The sequence below is a fragment of the Flavobacterium xueshanense genome (assembly GCF_900112975.1).
GTDB classification, from domain to species: domain Bacteria; phylum Bacteroidota; class Bacteroidia; order Flavobacteriales; family Flavobacteriaceae; genus Flavobacterium; species Flavobacterium xueshanense.
In genome coordinates, this window is sequence record NZ_FONQ01000003.1 from 1 (window position 1) to 19,826 (window position 19,826).

At 33.8% G+C, this 19,826-nt stretch carries 19 protein-coding genes; 10 read left to right on the forward strand and 9 right to left on the reverse strand.

Annotation, left to right across the window (positions count from 1 at the left end; all coding sequences use genetic code 11):
- The 3 genes from BMZ76_RS16050 to BMZ76_RS04435 all read right to left on the reverse strand — a co-directional run.
- Positions 1-275, reverse strand: a 275-nt coding sequence (locus BMZ76_RS16050) for a helix-turn-helix domain-containing protein (RefSeq protein WP_396230385.1), incomplete at its 3' end; no start/stop codon positions are given.
- A gap of 100 nt (positions 276-375) precedes the next feature.
- On the reverse strand, positions 376-1,551 hold the full coding sequence (locus BMZ76_RS04430) for a GlmU family protein (RefSeq protein ID WP_091203527.1): 1,176 nt from the start codon (positions 1,549-1,551) through the stop codon (positions 376-378).
- Positions 1,552-1,713: 162 nt separating this feature from the next.
- A complete protein-coding gene (locus tag BMZ76_RS04435) occupies positions 1,714-1,965 on the reverse strand; it encodes a type B 50S ribosomal protein L31 (RefSeq protein ID WP_091203528.1) in 252 nt (83 codons plus the stop codon).
- 240 nt (positions 1,966-2,205) lie between these two features.
- On the opposite strand from BMZ76_RS04435, the gene BMZ76_RS04440 reads away from it, so the two are divergent.
- The 5 genes from BMZ76_RS04440 to BMZ76_RS04460 all read left to right on the forward strand — a co-directional run bounded on the left by BMZ76_RS04440 (position 2,206) and on the right by BMZ76_RS04460 (position 8,228).
- Positions 2,206-2,736 (forward strand): DUF4199 domain-containing protein, encoded by a 531-nt coding sequence (locus BMZ76_RS04440; protein ID WP_091203529.1) that lies wholly within the window; start codon positions 2,206-2,208, stop codon positions 2,734-2,736.
- 6 nt (positions 2,737-2,742) lie between these two features.
- Complete coding sequence (locus BMZ76_RS04445) at positions 2,743-3,702, forward strand: glycosyltransferase family 2 protein (RefSeq protein WP_091203530.1); 960 nt, start codon at positions 2,743-2,745, stop codon at positions 3,700-3,702.
- Positions 3,703-3,896: 194 nt separating this feature from the next.
- Positions 3,897-5,624 carry a phospho-sugar mutase gene (locus tag BMZ76_RS04450; RefSeq protein WP_091203531.1) on the forward strand — a complete coding sequence of 576 codons (1,728 nt, stop codon included), beginning with the start codon at positions 3,897-3,899 and terminating at the stop codon, positions 5,622-5,624.
- Complete coding sequence (locus tag BMZ76_RS04455; protein WP_091203532.1) at positions 5,624-7,453, forward strand: ABC transporter ATP-binding protein; 1,830 nt, start codon at positions 5,624-5,626, stop codon at positions 7,451-7,453. Before BMZ76_RS04450 ends, BMZ76_RS04455 begins: the two co-directional genes overlap by 1 nt.
- Before the next feature lie 73 nt (positions 7,454-7,526).
- Entirely contained in the window at positions 7,527-8,228 is a 702-nt protein-coding gene (locus BMZ76_RS04460; RefSeq protein ID WP_091203533.1) for a hypothetical protein, read from the forward strand.
- Between the two features lie 11 nt (positions 8,229-8,239).
- Here the strand turns inward: BMZ76_RS04460 and BMZ76_RS04465 are convergent, their stop codons facing one another.
- The 3 genes from BMZ76_RS04465 to BMZ76_RS04475 all read right to left on the reverse strand — a co-directional run bounded on the left by BMZ76_RS04465 (position 8,240) and on the right by BMZ76_RS04475 (position 13,249).
- Positions 8,240-8,962 (reverse strand): hypothetical protein, encoded by a 723-nt coding sequence (locus BMZ76_RS04465; RefSeq protein ID WP_091203534.1) that lies wholly within the window; start codon positions 8,960-8,962, stop codon positions 8,240-8,242.
- Positions 8,963-9,070: 108 nt separating this feature from the next.
- On the reverse strand, positions 9,071-11,539 hold the full coding sequence (locus BMZ76_RS04470) for a TonB-dependent receptor (protein ID WP_091203535.1): 2,469 nt from the start codon (positions 11,537-11,539) through the stop codon (positions 9,071-9,073).
- A gap of 12 nt (positions 11,540-11,551) precedes the next feature.
- Positions 11,552-13,249 (reverse strand): M23 family metallopeptidase, encoded by a 1,698-nt coding sequence (locus BMZ76_RS04475; protein WP_091203536.1) that lies wholly within the window; start codon positions 13,247-13,249, stop codon positions 11,552-11,554.
- A 174-nt stretch (positions 13,250-13,423) separates the two neighbouring features.
- On the opposite strand from BMZ76_RS04475, the gene BMZ76_RS04480 reads away from it, so the two are divergent.
- From BMZ76_RS04480 to rny, 3 genes are all read left to right on the forward strand, one after another.
- Complete coding sequence (locus tag BMZ76_RS04480) at positions 13,424-13,714, forward strand: hypothetical protein (protein WP_091203537.1); 291 nt, start codon at positions 13,424-13,426, stop codon at positions 13,712-13,714.
- Positions 13,715-13,722: 8 nt separating this feature from the next.
- Positions 13,723-14,016: a cell division protein ZapA gene (locus BMZ76_RS04485; RefSeq protein WP_091203538.1), complete on the forward strand. Its 294-nt coding sequence runs from the start codon at positions 13,723-13,725 to the stop codon at positions 14,014-14,016.
- A gap of 208 nt (positions 14,017-14,224) precedes the next feature.
- Positions 14,225-15,790: a ribonuclease Y gene (gene rny, locus BMZ76_RS04490; RefSeq protein WP_091203539.1), complete on the forward strand. Its 1,566-nt coding sequence runs from the start codon at positions 14,225-14,227 to the stop codon at positions 15,788-15,790.
- Positions 15,791-15,869: 79 nt separating this feature from the next.
- On the opposite strand, the gene xerD is transcribed toward rny, so the two are convergent.
- The 3 genes from xerD to BMZ76_RS04505 all read right to left on the reverse strand — a co-directional run bounded on the left by xerD (position 15,870) and on the right by BMZ76_RS04505 (position 18,191).
- Positions 15,870-16,781, reverse strand: a complete 912-nt coding sequence (gene xerD / locus BMZ76_RS04495; protein WP_091203540.1) for a site-specific tyrosine recombinase XerD — start codon at positions 16,779-16,781, stop codon at positions 15,870-15,872.
- Positions 16,782-16,857: 76 nt separating this feature from the next.
- Positions 16,858-17,475, reverse strand: coding sequence for a porin family protein (locus BMZ76_RS04500; RefSeq protein ID WP_091203541.1), 618 nt, complete (start codon positions 17,473-17,475; stop codon positions 16,858-16,860).
- 125 nt (positions 17,476-17,600) lie between these two features.
- Positions 17,601-18,191 (reverse strand): outer membrane beta-barrel protein, encoded by a 591-nt coding sequence (locus BMZ76_RS04505; RefSeq protein ID WP_091203542.1) that lies wholly within the window; start codon positions 18,189-18,191, stop codon positions 17,601-17,603.
- A 419-nt stretch (positions 18,192-18,610) separates the two neighbouring features.
- Between BMZ76_RS04505 and BMZ76_RS04510 the strand changes: the two genes are divergently transcribed.
- Both BMZ76_RS04510 and aroQ read left to right on the forward strand, forming a co-directional pair.
- Entirely contained in the window at positions 18,611-19,174 is a 564-nt protein-coding gene (locus tag BMZ76_RS04510; RefSeq protein ID WP_091203543.1) for a porin family protein, read from the forward strand.
- A gap of 163 nt (positions 19,175-19,337) precedes the next feature.
- Complete coding sequence (gene aroQ / locus BMZ76_RS04515) at positions 19,338-19,751, forward strand: type II 3-dehydroquinate dehydratase (RefSeq protein ID WP_091203544.1); 414 nt, start codon at positions 19,338-19,340, stop codon at positions 19,749-19,751.
- Positions 19,752-19,826 lie beyond the last annotated feature (75 nt).

Here is a 19,826-nt window from a genome sequence, read left to right on the forward strand (position 1 = left end):
ACTTTTTCTTTTTCCTTAGAAAGTAGTGATTCTAGCTCTTTTATTCGTTGTTCTGGAGTATTCTTTTGTGACATAGATGGTAATTCTTTCCAATCTAAGATACTATGTTTTCGCATCCAAACCAAAACAGTGCTTCTACCTTGAATTCCATACTTTTTTTGAGCTTGTTTATAGGTTAACTCGCCTTTTTCTACTTCGGCAACTACTTGTAATTTAAAAGCTAGGCTGTAATCTCGTTGACTACGTTTTTGTCTTTGCGGGGATTGTGATTCCATAAATTAAGTTGTTTGAGTGACAACCTATTTCAGGACGGGACAGTAAAATAACATAAGCCTCAATCAAGAGGCTTATGTTGTTTTTTATATGATGTAGAAATTATTCTTTTCTCCATTTTTTAGTTTCCTCAAAAACATGTTCTAGAATTGCCGCTTCTCTTTCATCAAAATCTACGTTTCGGCGGCTCATCACCAACCGAGCAGTTTCGAACGCTTTTTTTGTGATATAAGTCGTGAATCCTGAAGCACCGCCCCAAGAAAAACTTGGCACAAAATTACGTGGAAATCCACTGCCAAAAATATTTGCGCTCACTCCCACTACTGTTCCTGTATTGAACATCGTGTTAATGCCGCATTTGCTGTGGTCACCCATCATCAAACCGCAAAACTGAAGACCTGTTTTAGCAAAACCTTCCGATTCATAACTCCACAATTTTACTTCTTCGTAATTGTTTTTTAGATTCGAATTGTTACTGTCGGCTCCAATATTACACCATTCACCAAGAACAGAATTCCCTAAAAATCCATCATGTCCTTTATTAGAATAACCAAATAAAACGGAATTATTGACTTCACCTCCAATTCTTGAATACGGACCTACAGTTGTTGCTCCGTAGACTTTCGCAGCCATTTTTACAGTTGCATTTTCGCACAAGGCAAAAGGACCTCTGATTACCGAACCTTCCATTATTTCTGAATCTTTACCTATGTATATTGGACCTGTAGAAGCATTTAAAGTAACGAACTCTAATTTTGCACCTTCTTCTATAAATATATTTTCGGGAGCGATGACGTTGACACTTTTGGGAATAGGATGCGATCTTCTGTCTTCAGTCAAGTATTCAAAATCTTCTCGTATTGCCGCATCATTTTTAGAAAAAATGTCCCAAGTATTATGTACCGTCAAACATTCCTCGTTGTACTCTAAAATTTCATAGGAATCAAAATCTACTTCTTCCTGTTCTTCCGAAGTGTAAAAAGCAATCACTTCATCGCCTTTAAAAATTGCCTGATTGGGTTCCAGATTACTAACCATCTCCGCTAATACATCATTAGGTAGAAACGAAGCATTTATCATTACATTTACCTCTAACTCTACCATTGGAAATTTCTCTGATAAATATTCCTCTGTCAATGTGGTGGTGGTAGAACCCAGACGCATTTCCCATTTTTGACGAATCGTCATGATACCAATAAGAATATCTGCAACAGGACGTGTGAAAGTAAAAGGCAATAAGGCATTTCTAGCAGGTCCGTCGAAAAGTATGTAATTCATAAAATTGTTTATTTGTTGATTCCGTTATTTGTTGATTAGAAATTAGTTCAAACAACTTCCTTTTTATTATATCGTCTTCAAAGTTACAAAGTTTTAAAATAAATAAAATAAAAAAAGCCTTCCGAAAAGAAAGGCTTTACTATAATTATGAACAAGTTAAAATTATCTAACGTGTTTAGCGTATTTAGTTTTGAATTTATCAATACGTCCTGCAGTATCAATAAGTTTAGATTTACCTGTGTAAAAAGGGTGAGAAGTTCTAGAGATCTCCATTTTTACAACTGGGTATTCAACACCATCAACTGTTAATGTTTCTCTTGTATCTGCAGTAGATTTAGTAATAAAAACTTCGTCATTTGACATGTCTTTAAATGCAACTAATCTGTAATTTTCTGGGTGAATTCCTTTTTTCATCTTGTTAATCTTTTTTATTTGTTAATTATAATTTGTCTTGAAGCTTTTCTTCTAACAGAAAAGGTATAAACCCCTTATAACTTTTTGTTTTACAATATTATTTTGAGTTTGCAAATTTACAATTATTTTCCAATAAACAAATCTTTGTCTCACTTTTTTTATATAATCGTAAAAAGTGATTTTTAGCTCCGAATATATTGGGAATTGCTATATTTGTGGATTAATTCTAAAACCACAATAATGATAAATGAAATTATTAAAAAGAATGGAATAACCTTTGGAGTAACAATTGGAATTGTTTCTGCATTAATTACTTCAACAATTTACGCTATTGATTTAAATTTGTTTACTTCTTGGTGGATTGGAGTCCTAAGTATTTTGGTTTATCTTACATTGGGAATTGTTTTACTTTCGAAAACAAAAAAAGAGCTGAACAATATTTTCTCTTTTAAGGATGCTTTTACGACTTACTTCATAGCTACACTAATAGGTATTTTAATTTCAACTCTTTTTAATGTTCTTTTATTCAATTTCATTGATCCTTCTGCCAAAGAGACTTTAAGTGAATTAATGATTAAATACACTGTCAATATGATGCAAAAATTTGGCACACCGGCATCAGCCATTAATGAAGCTATTGCAAAATTAAAAGAAAATAATCCTTATTCTACATTAGAATTACTAAAAGGATCTGTTTTTAGTATTGTTTTTAGTTCAATTTTCGGATTAATTTTGGCAGCATTCTTTAAAAGCAAAACTACACAAGAATAAAAATTAATGAATTTATCACTACTTATACCGCTTCTTAACGAAGAGGAATCACTTAATGAACTCTATGATTGGATCATCAAAGTGATGCATTCTCATAATTATACGTACGAAATCATTTTTCTGGATGATGGAAGTACCGATAGTTCATGGTCTATTATAGAAGGATTTGCCCAAGAAAACCCTCATGTAAAAGGCGTTCGTTTCATGAAAAATTTTGGAAAATCACAAGCGTTGCATGCTGGTTTTGCAAAAGCGCAGGGTGATGTTATAATTACAATGGATGCTGACTTGCAAGACAGCCCAGAGGAAATTCCGGGATTGTATGATATGATTACCAATGGGAAATATGATTTAGTTTCCGGATGGAAAAAGAAACGCTACGACTCCGTAGTGGCGAAAAACTTGCCTTCTAAATTATTCAATTGGGCGGCGAGAAAAACATCGGGAGTGGAATTGAATGATTTTAACTGTGGACTGAAAGCCTACAAAAATATTGTGGTAAAAAACATTGAAGTTTCGGGCGAAATGCACCGATACATTCCGGTTTTGGCAAAAAATGCTGGTTTTGGAAAAATTGGCGAAAAAGTGGTGCAGCACCAAGCCAGAAAATATGGTGAAACTAAATTTGGGATGGAACGTTTTATCAATGGTTTCCTAGATTTAATTACTATTTGGTTTCTTTCAAGATTTGGAAAAAGACCGATGCATTTATTCGGCGCCATGGGATCATTAATGTTTATTATTGGGGTTATGCTTGCCGGATATATTGGTATTTCAAAACTATACCACATGTATAATGACATGCGCTACAGTCTGGTAACGAACAATCCTTGGTTTTATATCGCGCTTACCACAATGGTATTGGGAACACAATTATTTTTGGCTGGATTTCTTGGCGAAATAATTTTGCGAACAAAAAACAATGAAGAGCGTTATAAAGTGTCGAGCGAGGTTAATTTTCTGTAGTTTAAACTAAGACTAAATGTAAAGATAATAGTTCTCGTTTGCACAATGCCTAGCCCTGATAATAGCGGCATCCTTTTTCTTTTTTTTTCTTTAAAAAAAGAAAAAGATATAGCGGATAGCAGGATATTGCTCCTAAAAACAAAACAACTGGATTTAAATTTTAATTACAAATTTAGAAACTAAAAAACTATAGCATGGAGATCAAACAAAATATATTGGACGCAGTAAATGAGTGGCTTACGCCAATATTTGACACCGCTACACAGGAAGAGATTAAAGAATTGATGACTACCTCGCCTACAGAACTGGAAGAGCGTTTTTATAAAAATCTTGAATTTGGAACTGGTGGAATGCGAGGAGTTATGGGTGTAGGAAACAATCGCATCAATAAATATACGCTAGGAAAAACTACGCAAGGACTTTCGGATTACTTGCACACTGCATTTCCTAACCAGCCTTTGAAAGCAGTTATTGCTTACGATTGCCGCTACAATAGCGATACGTTGGCCAAAGTAGTGGCAGATGTTTTCTCGGCTAACGGAATTAAAGTGTATTTGTTTTCGGAATTGAGACCTACTCCAGAATTGTCATTTGCAGTGAAACATTTAGGTTGTCAATGCGGAATAGTTCTAACTGCCTCTCACAACCCACCAGAATACAACGGATACAAAGTGTACTGGCAAGATGGTGGACAAATTGTGCCACCAGAAGATGAGGGAATCATCTCTGTTATCGAGAATTTAAATTACAATCAAATCAAGTTTACTGCCAATGAAGATTTGATACATTATATTGATACCGAAGTTGATGAAGCTTTTATCAAATCGACTATCGAGAATGCCAGCTTTGGAACTTCGGCTGACGCCAAAGAAAATCTGAATATTGTTTTCACCTCTTTACATGGGACTTCCATAACCTTAGTGCCTGATACCTTATCGCAAGCGGGTTATCCTAACGTGAATATTGTTGAAGAACAAAGAGTGCCGAATGGTGATTTCCCAACTGTAAAATCTCCAAATCCAGAGGAGCCAGAAGCACTGACAATGGCATTGGCTTTGGCGGACAAAACGAATTCGGATATTGTTATTGGGACTGATCCTGACTGTGACCGTTTAGGAGTTGCCGTTAGAAACAACGAAGGCAAAATGACGTTACTTAATGGAAATCAAACCATGATTTTGATGACTGCATTTTTATTGGAACAATGGAAAAAAGCAGGGAAAATTAATGGAAAACAATTTGTAGGTTCTACAATCGTTTCTACTCCTATGATGATGGAATTAGCAACAAACTACGATGTAGAGTGCAAAGTGGGTTTGACTGGTTTCAAATGGATTGCCAAGATGATTAAAGATTTTCCTGAGTTGGAATTCATAGGTGGCGGTGAAGAAAGTTTTGGTTACATGGTAGGCGATGCCGTACGCGATAAAGATGCTGTTGCGTCTACTTTATTGATTTGCGAACTTGCGGCTCAAGCCAAAGCCAAAGGAAGTACGGTTTACAAAGAATTACTACAACTATATGTTGATAACGGTTTTTATAAAGAATACTTAGTTTCATTGACTAAAAAAGGAATGGATGGTTTGCAGGAAATCAATCAGATGATGATTGACATGAGAGAAAATCCATTGAAAGAAATCAACGGACAACGAGTGATTATGCTGGAAGATTACCAATCATTGATAGCGAAAAATTTGCTTACGGATGAGGAAACCAAAATGGATATTCCAAAATCGAACGTATTGATTTATTATACGGAAGACGGATCAAAAATATGTGCCAGACCAAGCGGAACGGAACCTAAAATAAAATTTTATATTAGTGTAAACACAGAATTGGAATCAGTTGAAGATTTTAACGATGTAGAAAGCATTTTAAACGAAAAGATTAAAAATATTATTATTGCAATGCAATTGAACTAATGGACAGAAATTTAATAAAATTAATTCCTTTTACTAAACCGTATAAAACCCATATTATCTGGAATGTGATATACAACGTTCTTTATGCGTTGTTCAGCACTATTTCTATGTTGACGCTGCTTCCGGTACTTCAAGTACTTTTTGGAAAAATCAAAACAATTGAAAAAGAGCCAATATATACCGGAATTGGAAATATAAAAGATTACGGAACTGATCTTTTGTATTTTAAAATAACCGAATTAACAAAAGATAACAGTCCTCAGTTTGCCCTTTTACTTGTCGTTTCTTTGGTAATCATCACTTTTTTATTCAAAAATTTGTTCAATTATCTTGCTTCTCATCACATCATGCATCTCAAAAATGGCGTTTTACGGGATTTGCGAAAATCAATGTATGACAAAATAATTGAATTACCGATATCCTACTATTCAGAGAAAAGAAAAGGAGATATTATGGCGCGAATGCTGGGTGATGTCAACGAGGTTCAAAATTCCTTTTTTTCGATACTGGAACTGATTGTAAAGGAACCATTAACGATTGTATTTGCAATAGTCTCCATGTTTTTTATAAGTGTAGAACTTACGTTTTTTGTTTTAGTTTTTATTCCAATTTCGGGATTTATCATTTCAAAAATCGCTAAAAATTTGAGAGCACAATCTTTACAGGCACAAAAAGAAAGTGGATTTCTGATTTCAATAGTAGATGAAAGTTTGGGCGGTTTGAAAGTAATTAAAAGCTACAACGCAGAACCTAATTTTAAAAACAGATTCAACGGTTCAGTAACCCGACTGTTGCATTTATCAAATAGCATTGGAGACAAAAATAATTTGGCAACGCCATTAAGTGAATTTTTAGGAATCACAACAATAGCTGCCTTGTTATGGTATGGAGGAAACTTAGTGTTAATTGATAAAACTCTTGAAGGCGCCGCTTTTATTGTTTTTCTTACGTTGGCCTTCAATATTCTAACTCCCGCCAAAGCCATTTCAAAAGCATCTTATGCCGTGAAAAATGGTTTAGCTGCCGCAGAACGGGTTTTTGAAGTTTTAGAAGTCGAAAATGAAATCACTTCAAAAGAAAATGCTATTGAAAAAAACACTTTCGATTCGAACATAACCCTCAAAAACATTAACTTCAAATACGAAAAAGAAAATGTTTTAAAAGACTTTACGCTTGAAGTTAAAAAGGGACAAACGGTGGCTCTTGTCGGGCAATCCGGCAGCGGAAAAAGTACCATTGCTAATTTGCTCACCCGTTTTTATGACACCAGTGAAGGGGAAATCACGATTGATGGGACCAACATAAAAGATTTTAGTTTAAAATCACTTCGAGGGTTGATGGGACTGGTTACACAAGACAGTATTTTATTTAATGATACAATCAAAGCTAATGTCGCATTGGGAAAAATAGACGCTACAGATGAAGAAATTATTGAAGCATTAAAAATTGCCAATGCCTATGAATTTGTCAAAGATTTACCGTCAGGTATTCACACAAACATAGGAGACAGCGGAAACAAACTTTCGGGTGGTCAAAAACAACGCTTATCGATTGCCAGAGCCGTTTTGAAAAACCCTCCGATTATGATTCTTGATGAAGCCACATCAGCATTGGATACCGAAAGCGAAAAATTTGTTCAAGTAGCTTTGGAGAACATGATGCAAAACCGAACTTCAATTGTTATTGCGCACCGTCTTTCCACAATTCAAAAAGCAGATTTGATTGTGGTGATGCAAAAAGGAAAAATAGTGGAACAAGGAAAACACGACGAACTAATTGCATTGAATGGCATGTATAATAAATTAGTGTCTATGCAATCTTTTGAATAACGATGAAGAACACCGTTTTTCGTGACCATTAAAATCTTTAAAGTATATTATTTTAAATCTTTAAGTCTGAAAAATGTACATCACCAATCCAAACATAAAACTTCCTGAAGATCCAAACACGGTTGTTTGGAAGTACCTAGATTTATCGAAATTCTTAGACTTGTTGATGTCAGAAAAGCTATTTATGTCCCGATCCGATAAGTTTGAAGATCAATATGAAGGTACTTTCAGCGAGCCTACTTTTGAGGAAATAAAAAAGCTTTCGATTGACAACCCTGACTTTTTAGATTATTATAAAACACATCGGGAAAAAGTAGCCATCAGCAGCTGGCACATCAATGAATATGAATCGTTCGCCATGTGGCAAATTTTCACACAAAACAGTGAAGGCTTGGCAATTCAATCTACAATTGGGCGTTTGCAGGAATCGCTTATTCCTGAAATAAATTTGAAACAATATATTGGGGAAGTAAATTATATCGATTACAAAAAAGAACACATTCCGTTTGATGACATGTTTTTTCCTTTTTTGTTCAAGCGAAAAAGTTTTCAATATGAAGGCGAAGTACGTATTATCACTGACATTGGCGAAAGCGATATAAAAATAAATGATGGATTAAAAATTAATGTAGACATCAATCAGTTAATCGAAAAAATTTACATTCATCCCAAATCCGAAAACTGGTATAAAAACCTGGTCATTCGACTAGTTAAGCAACTTGGTTTTGATTTCACGATTGAAAAATCAGACTTGGAAAGTGATATTTTGATTTAAAATCAGCAGTCCTAAACCGGCTCATACCCAATTGTTTTCCATTCCTTTTTTGACAAATCGATGTAATAGTAATTCACAACATCTGTCTTGTCAAATTGTCCGTTTTTATTAGTGTCTTCAACCGTTCTATAATACAGACGATTATTAGACCCAATCAATTTCCAGTCGATTAATTCCTGAAAATCAGAAGATATTTTAGTAAATTTCTCGCCGCTTATTTCGCTTAAATACAATGCTTTAATATCACTTGTATCTAATTTTCCATCTTTATTTGTATCCATATCAACCATCGTGTATACCATAATTTGATTATTAGTATTATCCGCAACCGACTTTAAATATGTAGCTGTTTGAATCAAAACAGGTTTTTCAGTCAATTTTCTGATGGAATCCGAATCAACTTTTTGGAATTTCAAATTCTGCAGGAAACCAGTAATTTCAAATTCGCCATAATTCGATATGGTAAAACTCAAATCATTCACACTCGAAGAACCATATCTCGATTTTATCCCTTTTTCACGAATGCTTAAATCAGCAACAGGATGAATCAAATAATCCGTTCCGTCCATTTGAAGTGGTAAATCGGCAATTTGTATCTGGGTTGAATCAGCTTTGGCAAGTTCTTTTGCTCTATTTGTTCCATCGTAAGTAACTTTTGGTTTTTCAACCTCCTCTTTACAACTCGTTAAAAGCAAAATTGCGATTCCTATTAATGTAATATGTAGTTTTTTCATAATCCTGTACTTTAAAATTCAAATGTAATCATTTTTAAAAATGGTAACGGCATTCAATACTTGATTTAACGAATTAAAACTCGGTTTAACTTTACAAATTCTTTAGGGTTATAACTTCGCAGTCAATTTCACATTAAAAACTCTGGTGGTCATATAATTAGGAATTGCATATTGATTTTTAGAATATACATCGCGAACCCAAGTATTTGTGATGGCATTTTGATTGTCAAAAAGATTAAAAATCTCTAAACCTATCGCCAACTCTTTAAAGTCCTTAAACCAACCCGTATTCTTTTTTACGGTTGTATTATCGATAAAAACTTTAGAGAAGCCTACATCCACACGGCGGTAATCATTCAACCTATTTTGGTACAGATAAGCATCTGCATACGATGGCGAACCACCAGGCAATCCAGTATTGTAAATTAAATTCAGGTACAATTTTAAGCTTGGAATATTAGGCATGTAATCTTGAAACAAAAGCCCAAATTTCAACCTTTGATCTGTAGGTCGGGCAATATATCCTCTATCATTACTGTTTTCTTCTGTTTTCAAATAACCAAAACTAAACCACGATTCTGTCCCGGGTACAAACTCTCCGTTCAATCGAATATCCAATCCTTGCGCGTACGCTGTAGCATTATTGTTGGCAGCGTAACGAATGCGAACATTGTCAATCGTATAGGTATTTACATCCGTTAGCGATTTATAATACAACTCCGAAACCAATTTAAAAGGACGTTCCCACATTTTGAAACTATAATCGTTCCCAAAAACAACATGAACAGATTGTTGCGCCTTCGTATTGGGTTGCACGATTCCCTCAGCATCCCTCAATTCCCTGTAAAATGGAGGCTGATGGTATAATCCTCCCGAAAGTCTAAAAACCATATCTTTCTCCCAATCTGGTTTTATGGCAAATTGACCTCTGGGGCTAAAAGTAATTTGGGATTTTCCTGCTGTAGTAGAGCATGTAACTTCCCAATTGTGCAAACGCACGCCAGCATTATACCAAACTTCACTCGAACCAATATTCAATTTTAAACTCCATTGACCATAACCCGAAAATCTATTGATGTCGTTCAAATTAGTCGCCCGGATATTTTGATACGGAACAAGCGGTCCAGTGTAAGGCGAATACGGTTGATCATTTTTAGCCAAATCAATAATTGGTGGATTCAATGAAAAACCAGCCGAATCAATTACCTCCCACTCTATTATTCTGTCACGAATGGATTCTCGTGTATATTTAATTCCCCATTCAAATTGGTTTTCTTTCCAATCGTGAAATCCTTTTATCTCTGTATTTACAATTAAGGCATCCAAATCATTTCTGGCATGACTCAACTGAGAATTAATTCCTCTTGTAAAAGCAACTTCTCCAAACGTTTCTGATCCAATACTGGAATCCACTTCGCCTAAACGATATTGGGCGAAAATATCAAAATATTCTTGTTCTAAAGTCTGAAAAACTGAACCAATAAATTTCAAAGTAAAGTTATCCGAAAGATTAAAAGTTGTCTTTAAAGCTCCAAAATAAGTATCGTATTTATCTTTTTCCTGACCTTCATAGAAAACAGTCAGTGTCATAGGATTGTTTATCGTTCCAAAATTAGTCTGTCTCGTCAATGGCTGATATTGGTATTTATTTTGAGAAATATTTCCCAGAAAACTCCATTGCCATTTGGCCGACGGCTGATAGTTTATATTGGTTTGAATATCCGCAAAGGATGGCGTAAAATTCGTTTGCGTTTCTTGACTATTTACTAAAAGGCTGTTGTTTCGGTATCGAACTCCCGTTACCGCAGCCCACTTTTTATTTTTGGAAACCGCATCAACCGAAAGGCTTCCGCCAAGAAAACTCGCTTCAACGCTTGCGCCAAATCTAATCGGCTTCCTGTAAGTAATGTCTAAAACAGACGATAATTTATCTCCAAACTTCGCCTGAAAACCACCAGCCGAGAAATCAACATTTTGAACTAAATCCGTATTGATAAAACTCAATCCTTCTTGTTGTCCCGAACGAATTAGAAACGGGCGATAGACTTCAATTTCATTAACATAAACCAAATTCTCATCATAATTTCCACCACGCACGGCATATTGCGTACTCAATTCGTTATTAGAATTTACTCCAGGTAGGGTTTTCAAAATGTTTTCGATACCAGCATTAGCGCCCGGAATTTTTCGGATCATTTCAGGCTCAATTGTAAAGACACCCTGAATTAACTTTCTGTTCTTCGATGTCACAATCACTTCCCCCATTTGTTCTTCCCGATCACTCATCACTGGGTTAAACTCTTTTTGTTCATTGGAATCCAAAGAAAAAATTACCGTTATTTTTTTTAACGAGACATGCGTAAAAACTAGCGTTACTTTTTGGTTCGCAGGGACTTTTATATCGTAAAATCCATTTTTATTGGATTGAGTGCCAATACTGGAATACGAAACATTTACGTTTTCTACCGGTTGATTGTTTTTGTCTAAAATAACTCCTTTTATTCTAGCCGTTTGGGCCAAAAAAGGTAGGCTTGCGAAGCAAAAAAAGAAAACAAAAATTAATTTATTAGTGCTCAAGTTATTTGGTTTTTATTTTTTTAGGCTTATAAAAAAACGCGTTTCGTAGGTTGTCGAATTTCCTACATTATCCATCACCACAACTTTTAAATCATTGGCACCGTCAGCAACAATTCCATCACTGAAATAATGAGTTAATTTTCTGGTTTTATTATCGTATTCGAATAATACCCATTTTCCGTTTAAAAAGCCATTGTATGATTTTATACCTGACAATTCATCGTAAATGGAAAGCTGAATTGTTTTTTGCTCGCTAATCCATTTTCCTTGTACGGGAACGGCCATGCTTATTTTTGGTGCAACCATATCCGAAACCAATGCATATTTACCTAAAATTTTAACCTTCGTATTGAAAACGTTGTCCTTTCTATAGGTGGGATTGTAATTTATTTTTTTTCCTTCGATTCTGCCGATAAATATTTTTTCTCTTTGAGCTTCAGTAGATTTTGTGTCTTCAATTGAAACTGTAAAATTCGTATGCGCAGGAACAGTATCATCATGTAAAAATAATGTGTCATTTTTTACATCAAAATTCAAATCAAAATCTTCATAAAAAGTTCCAGCAGGGAAGAAAACCGACATATTTGCTAAAGTGAAATTGCTGTCTTTGTTTGCTCTTACAAAATAATTTGATTGCAATGACTCCTTAAGGATTACGGTAGGCAGAACATCATATTTGATGGGAATTGCTATTATTTTTTTGTTTCCAAAGAAATCCGAAACTTCAATGCGATATTGAGATGCTAAATTAGGACTTACTTGTAAAATCCCTTTATTTTCATCGGCTTGAATGAAACTCAAATTATATGGGTTTTTCATGAATAATTTCTGAACCCGTTGCTTCATTTTCTTGTATCGTGAATAATCAATTAGCGCGTTGATGTAACGCATGTCATCAAATGAATAGGTATTAAATTCATATCCATAATTTGCTTTTCCATTATAAAAAGACTGTACTTTATACACTCCGTTATAATTAAACGAAACGTCGTCTGTGTCATAACCCGAAATGCCAAAACCTATTGAACCATTTGCAATTACTTTATCTGAAATATATGTGCCGTCTTTTTGCAACGAAACATTCAGTAATAAAGGTCGTTTCGATTGATTAACAGTCGTTTTCGAATCTAAAGGATATACATAAACTCCGGAAACAACTGGTTTCTTTGTATCCTTTAAAAATTTATTGAACCCAAAAAGCATCGGATTGATTATGAATTCTGTCTTAGAATCACGAAATTCAAAATGCAAATGCGGTCCTTCTGAAGCTCCTGTATTTCCAGAAAAAGCAATAATTTCTCCTTTTTTTACCACCATTTCATCTGGCTTAAAAAACATTTCGATTTCAAATGATTGTTCTTTGTAATGCGTTTTATTGATGTAGTTTTCTATTTCACCATTGGCCATTTTTAAATGTCCATAAACCGAAGTATATCCATTAAGATGGTTGATGTAAATTGTTTTTCCGTTTCCAAAAGTAGATATCTTTATTCTTGACACATAGCCATCAGCCACTGCGTACACTTTTAATCCTTCTTTTTGTTGTGTTCTTAAATCAAAACCTGCATGAAAATGATTGGGTCTTAACTCGCCAAAATTCCCGGATAATTGCATCGGAATATCTAAAGGTGATCTGAAATAATCTTTTGGATAGTCAACTTGTGCAAAAACAGCAGTACAGAAAAATAAAAAATATACAGAAAATCTCATGGTTTACATTTTTGCTAAGATAAAAAAAGTATTCAAATCATCACTAAAAAAAACAGTTCGTAACCATTTGTACAACTGATATTTAATTAATTTAATGCAAAAAAAATAATAAAATATTGCAAAATTAAAAAGGAATACTAACTTTGTATGATTATGTAATGAATAAGATATATAATGAGTGCGATTGCAGAAATTATTGATACTCTTGAAAATAAAGTCGAAAAACTTTTCAATAAAATGAAAGTTTTAGAGAAAAATAATCAAGATTTGAAAAACGAATTAATAAAAACTGCATCCATAATACAAAGTCAGTCACAAGAGATTGAAGCGCTGAAAACGCAGTATGAAACTCTAAAAGTAGCAAATACATTACTAGGCAGTGACGACAATAAAAGAGATACGAAGCTTAAAATAAATTCATTAATTCGCGAAATTGATTACTGTATAGCGCAGCTATCAGATTAATAAAAGATATGGACGAAAAGCTTAAAATTAAAATATCAATCGCAGATAGAGTTTACCCGTTAACGGTTGATTTCTCGCAGGAAGAAGGTCTTAGAAGCGCTTCGAAAAAGATTGATAAAATGATTAAGCAATTTGAAGAAAATTACGCTGTTCGTGACAAACAAGATGTTTTGGCAATGTGTGCCTTACAATTTGCCTCACAAACAGAACAAAAACAAATTGATAATGCCATTGACGGAGAAGCTACCATTGAAAGAATAAAAAAAATCAATGCGGTTTTAGATCAATATCTCGACAAATAAACGTTCTTTACAAAAACTAAGATACTGCCTACATTAGTTCATATTTGGTAAACTCAACACTAACAATTTAGAATGAGCAAATCATCACTACTAAAGCATGCCACGCTCCGGCGAGGAAACTTGAACAGTGAGTTAGCTCAAAACTTGTCTTTTCGAGTTTATTCAATCACTCTAATGTAGGCTTTTTTATACATAAATTTTAACAAACATGGACAACATATTAACGATTATTATTTCAGGAATTATAGGTATTGCGGGAGGTTTTGCTATCGCCAAATTGATAGAAAAAAGCAATATTTCAAACTTAATTAAAAATTCAAAAAAAGAGGCTGCATCCATTTTGAAAGATGCTAATCTGGAAGCTGAAAACATTAAAAAAGATAAAATTCTACAAGCAAAAGAGAAATTTATTGAATTAAAATCAGAACATGAACAAGTTATTTTATCCCGTGATAAAAAAGTTGCTGAGATAGAAAAAAGAGTTCGTGATAAAGAATCTCAAATATCTAACGAGTTATCAAAAGCTAAAAAAGTAAACGATGATTTCGAAACCAAAACTTTAGAATACGCGACTAAAATTGAAAATCTAGATAAGAAACAATCTGAAGTTGACAAATTACACAAAAGTCAATTGCAACAGTTAGAAGTTATATCTGGTTTATCTGCTGAAGAAGCTAAAGATCAATTGGTAGAAGGACTGAAAGCAGAAGCTAAAAGCAAAGCAATGTCTCACATTCAAGATACTATTGAAGAGGCAAAATTGACAGCACAACAAGAAGCTAAAAAAATCATCATCAATACCATTCAACGAGTAGGAACTGAAGAAGCAGTAGAAAACTGTGTTTCGGTATTCAACATTGAATCAGATGATGTAAAAGGTAGAATTATTGGTCGTGAAGGAAGAAATATTCGCGCACTGGAAGCTGCAACCGGAGTAGAGATTATTGTAGATGACACACCGGAAGCGATTATCCTTTCTTGTTTTGATCCTGTACGTAGAGAAATTGCACGATTGGCATTACATAAATTAGTTACTGACGGTAGAATTCACCCAGCTAGAATTGAAGAAGTAGTAGCAAAAACTGCTAAACAAATTGACGATGAAATTATAGAAGTTGGTAAACGTACCGTTATCGATTTAGGAATTCACGGATTGCATCCTGAATTGATTAAAGTGGTAGGACGCATGAAGTACCGTTCTTCTTACGGACAAAATTTATTACAACACTCCCGTGAAGTTTCTAAGCTTTGTGGAATCATGGCTGCTGAGCTTGGACTTAACGTAAAGCTGGCTAAAAGAGCCGGTTTATTGCACGATATTGGTAAAGTTCCAGATGCCGAAAGCGATTTACCACACGCTTTATTAGGAATGCAGTGGGCAGAGAAATACGGTGAAAAAGAAGAGGTTTGCAACGCTATTGGGGCTCACCACGATGAAATTGAAATGAAATCATTATTATCACCAATCATTCAGGTTTGTGATGCTATTTCTGGAGCTAGACCGGGAGCAAGAAGACAAGTATTGGATTCTTATATTCAACGTTTGAAAGACCTTGAAGAAGTGGCTTACGGATTCAGCGGTGTGAAAAATGCTTATGCTATTCAAGCGGGTAGAGAGCTTCGTGTAATTGTGGAAAGTGAAAAAGTTTCGGATGAAAATGCTGCAAGCTTATCTTTTGATATCTCCCAAAAAATACAAACGGAAATGACTTATCCTGGGCAGGTCAAAGTAACTGTTATTCGTGAAACAAGAGCAGTGAATATTGCTAAATAAAACAAAGTCAATCTTTAAAATAGAAAGACGTATTGATATAAAATCGATGCGTCTTTTTTTATTTTATAATGCAGCAATGTTATTTGTCGTCCAACAATTTCCTTGGATGAAATGAATTCAGAACATTTGCTAGAAACCTTCTGTCAAGGTGCACATATATCTCTGTGGTAGTTATGGATTCATGACCAAGCATCAACTGTATCGAACGCAAATCAGCACCATTTTCAAGAAGATGAGTCGCAAAAGAATGACGTAAAGTATGTGGACTGATTGTTTTATAAAGATCAATTTTTACAGCCAAGTTCTTGATAATCGTAAAAATCATAGCTCGTGTCAATTGTTTTCCTCTTCTATTTAAAAACAATGTGTCTTCAAAACCCTTTTGAATCGTAAGATGTTTTCGAATAGTATTCCTATACATCTGAATGTATTTTTGCGTAAAATCACTGATTGGAACGAAACGTTGTTTATTCCCTTTCCCAGTTATTTTGATAAAACCTTCATCAAAAAATAAATCCGATATTTTTAATGCAATTAGTTCCGAAACCCGAAGTCCGCAACCATAGAGGGTTTCAAGTATGGCGCGATTGCGCTCTCCTTCATTGGTGGTCAAATCAACAGCCGCGATAAGTCTATCAATCTCTTCTACAGATAATGTATCCGGAAGTTTCCGTCCTGTTTTAGGTGTTTCGATTAGTTCTAACGGATTGTCTATTCTATAATCTTCAAAAATCAAATAGCTGAAAAAACTTTTCAGACCGGAAATAATTCTGGCTTGCGAACGTGGATTGACTTCTTTTGAAACGCTATAAATAAACTGCTGGACCGTTTCATCACTAATTTTAATTGGGGAAACATCGATTTCATTTGTCTCTAAAAAAAGGCGCAAACGTTCAATATCAAAAGAATAGTTTTCTATTGTATTCTTCGATAAACCGCGTTCAATTTTCAAATACGATTGATAATTTTTTATATAGCTGTCCCAATTCATGGTTACAAAGTAACTCTTTTTTGAGGATAAAAAAACCTCCCAGATTGGGAGGTTTAGAAATTTACTTCAAGAAATATTAAAATTTATATCCTAAAGATACAGAGAAAACAGAATTCTTAATTTTAGAATCATCTCCAGGCTCAGTTTTAGCGATATTAGATAAACCAAGGTTGTATCTTAAACCAGCAGATAATTTTTCTGTGAAATCGTATCCTGCACCTACATTAACACCAAAATCTACCGACTCAAATTGATCTTTTGCATCCTCTTCAGCAGAAATACCATCTACGGTTGCTTTTACTTTAGCAGCAGTTAAAAACCCTACTTGTGGACCAAATTCAATATTAAATTTCTCAGCGGCATAGTACTTTAGCATTAATGGTACGTTTAAATAGGATAAATTAAAATCTACATCGGCAGTATAAACCGTTCCGTTTACATCTTGTTGAATATTATCTACTTTTGCTCCTTGAGTTGAAAACAGTACTTCCGGCTGAAGGGTAACTTTATCTGATAATTTTATAGCAACAAAACCACCCAAATGAAATCCTGTTTTCGATTTCAAATCTAAGCCTTCAATGTCACCTTCAAAATTTGCGATATTTAATCCGCCTTTAAAACCGAATTTTGCTTCTTGCGCATTAGCTAACCCAAAAGCAAATACTGCCGCAGCTGTTAAAATAATCCTTTTCATTTTTAAATTTTAATTTGTTTATATGATATAAAATTATAATAAATTTAAAGTAATATACTTCTTATAAAAACAAGTTATTAACAATATTCAAAAGATCTTAATAAATAATTCTTCCGATACAAATATTACTTCTCCCATTTGCCACCACCCACATAAAATCCTAAATGGATTCCCACATAGGAATTAGCTACAGTTCCTTTATTATTACCATTAATATCTTGTAAAGTAGATTCAGGTACTAAATTATATTCTAATCCCATTCTGAATTTCCCCCATTCAAAACCACCTCGTACTAATCCTCCCATTTTACCGGCTGCATCTACATTTACACCATTAGAATTATTTGTATCATCAAACGCTACATTTGCGATACTATAGTATCCCGCACCAGCACCTATGTAAGGAACAAAAGACTTCCCAGACGCATTAAAATAATAATCATAAGTGGCAACATAAGAGCCATTAGCTGAGGCTTTTGCACTAGTAGTGGCACCAGAATCATTTACATCACGAACAATCGCAGCTACTCCTATTCTTAAACCAACATTCATATTATCTTTGATGTTGTATTTTGGTTCCAAAGATAACAGTATACCGCCGCCGCCATTGGTAGGTACAATTCCTAAATCCAGACCAACTCTAAAACCACCTTCTTTTTGTGCATAGCCACTTAAACTTAATAAAGCGATAAATACCAATAAAATAATTTTTTTCATTTTTTTTTGATTAGTTATGAATACGGATATAAAAGTATAGCAATTTTAAAGTAATACACTTCCTACCATTACAAGTTATTAACATTTTTATTGCAAATTTATCGTCAACGTGGAGGTACTTTTGACACAATTATTTTTATTTAATTACAGCTATCAGTAAAATAATAGAAAAAAATATTTAAATAATCAAAAAATAGATCTAGAGATAAACTACTGTACTGCATTAATTTAAAACAAAAAAAGTCTAATTTATATTTAAATTTTCATAAATAAGAACTCCAACTAATAATTTATCAATATTTTTGGACTAATATTTGCTTTTAGACTTAACAGATAATTAAGACAATAAATATCCAGCAAAATAGTTTTGATTAAGAGTCCTATTTCAGTAAAAACTAATTAATATTAAAAAACAAATTATGAAAAGAATAATTTTAGTAGCAGTAGTTCTACTCGCAGCGTCAGTAGACATGCAAGCACAATTGGTTAAATTTGGTTTAAAAGGTGGTTTAAATTACGCAAATCAGTCAGGAAGTGGTATTACAATTAACAGTGATAATTATGACAAAGAGGCTATAACTAGTTACCACGCTGGTTTAATTGCAGAAATTAAAGTGACCGATGGTTTTTCTGTACAACCCGAATTATTGTATTCGACTCAGGGAGCAACCTATAAAAATGCTTTTGAAGAATTCAAAAATGAGTTGGGTTATTTATCCATTCCTGTTTTAGCAAAAATAAATTTTAACAAGACCGTGAGTTTAGATCTTGGACCACAAGCTTCATTTTTATTGAGTGAAAGAAATAATGTAAATTTTAAAGACGCTGAAACTTTTGAATTTGGCGTAGCCGGAGGTTTAAGTTTAAATGTTACTAAAAATTTCTTTTTACAAGGTCGTTATGTATTAGGCTTGACTGAAGCTTCACAAGATGCAGAAGTTAAGAACTCAGTAGTGCAAATTTCTGCTGGATTTAAATTCTAGAAATAATAAAATTAAATTTATTAAAACCGTTCTATAAATTGGAACGGTTTTTTTATTTTTACCAAAACAGGAATTATGAAATGAGCATATCGGAGATGTAATGAAAACCAGATAAGTCATATGCGAATTCCATATTCAAATAAAAAACAAATATTAACTACGTATGAAAATCAGTATCATCAACGGACCAAACCTCAATCTTCTTGGCAAACGTGAACCAGAAGTTTACGGAACTCAAACTTTTGAAGAATATTTCACCACCTTACAAATAAAATTTCCTTCCATAGAATTTACTTATTTTCAGAGTAATATTGAAGGCGAATTAATTGATAAAATTCAGGAGTTTGGTTTTTCATTCGACGGCATTATCTTGAATGCCGGAGCATACACGCATACTTCTATCGGAATTGGCGACGCTGTCAAGGCCATTACTACCCCAGTTATTGAAGTCCATATTTCGAATACGTTTTCCCGTGAAAGTTTTAGACATCAATCCTACATTTCAGGATATGCCAATGGTGTTATTCTGGGTTTTGGTTTAAAAAGTTACGAGTTAGCAATACAGTCTTTTTTATAGTTTCAAATTATAATTACCTCCCAAATAAATCTTTAACAAATAATTAATACCCTATTTTTAAACTTCTGCTATTTT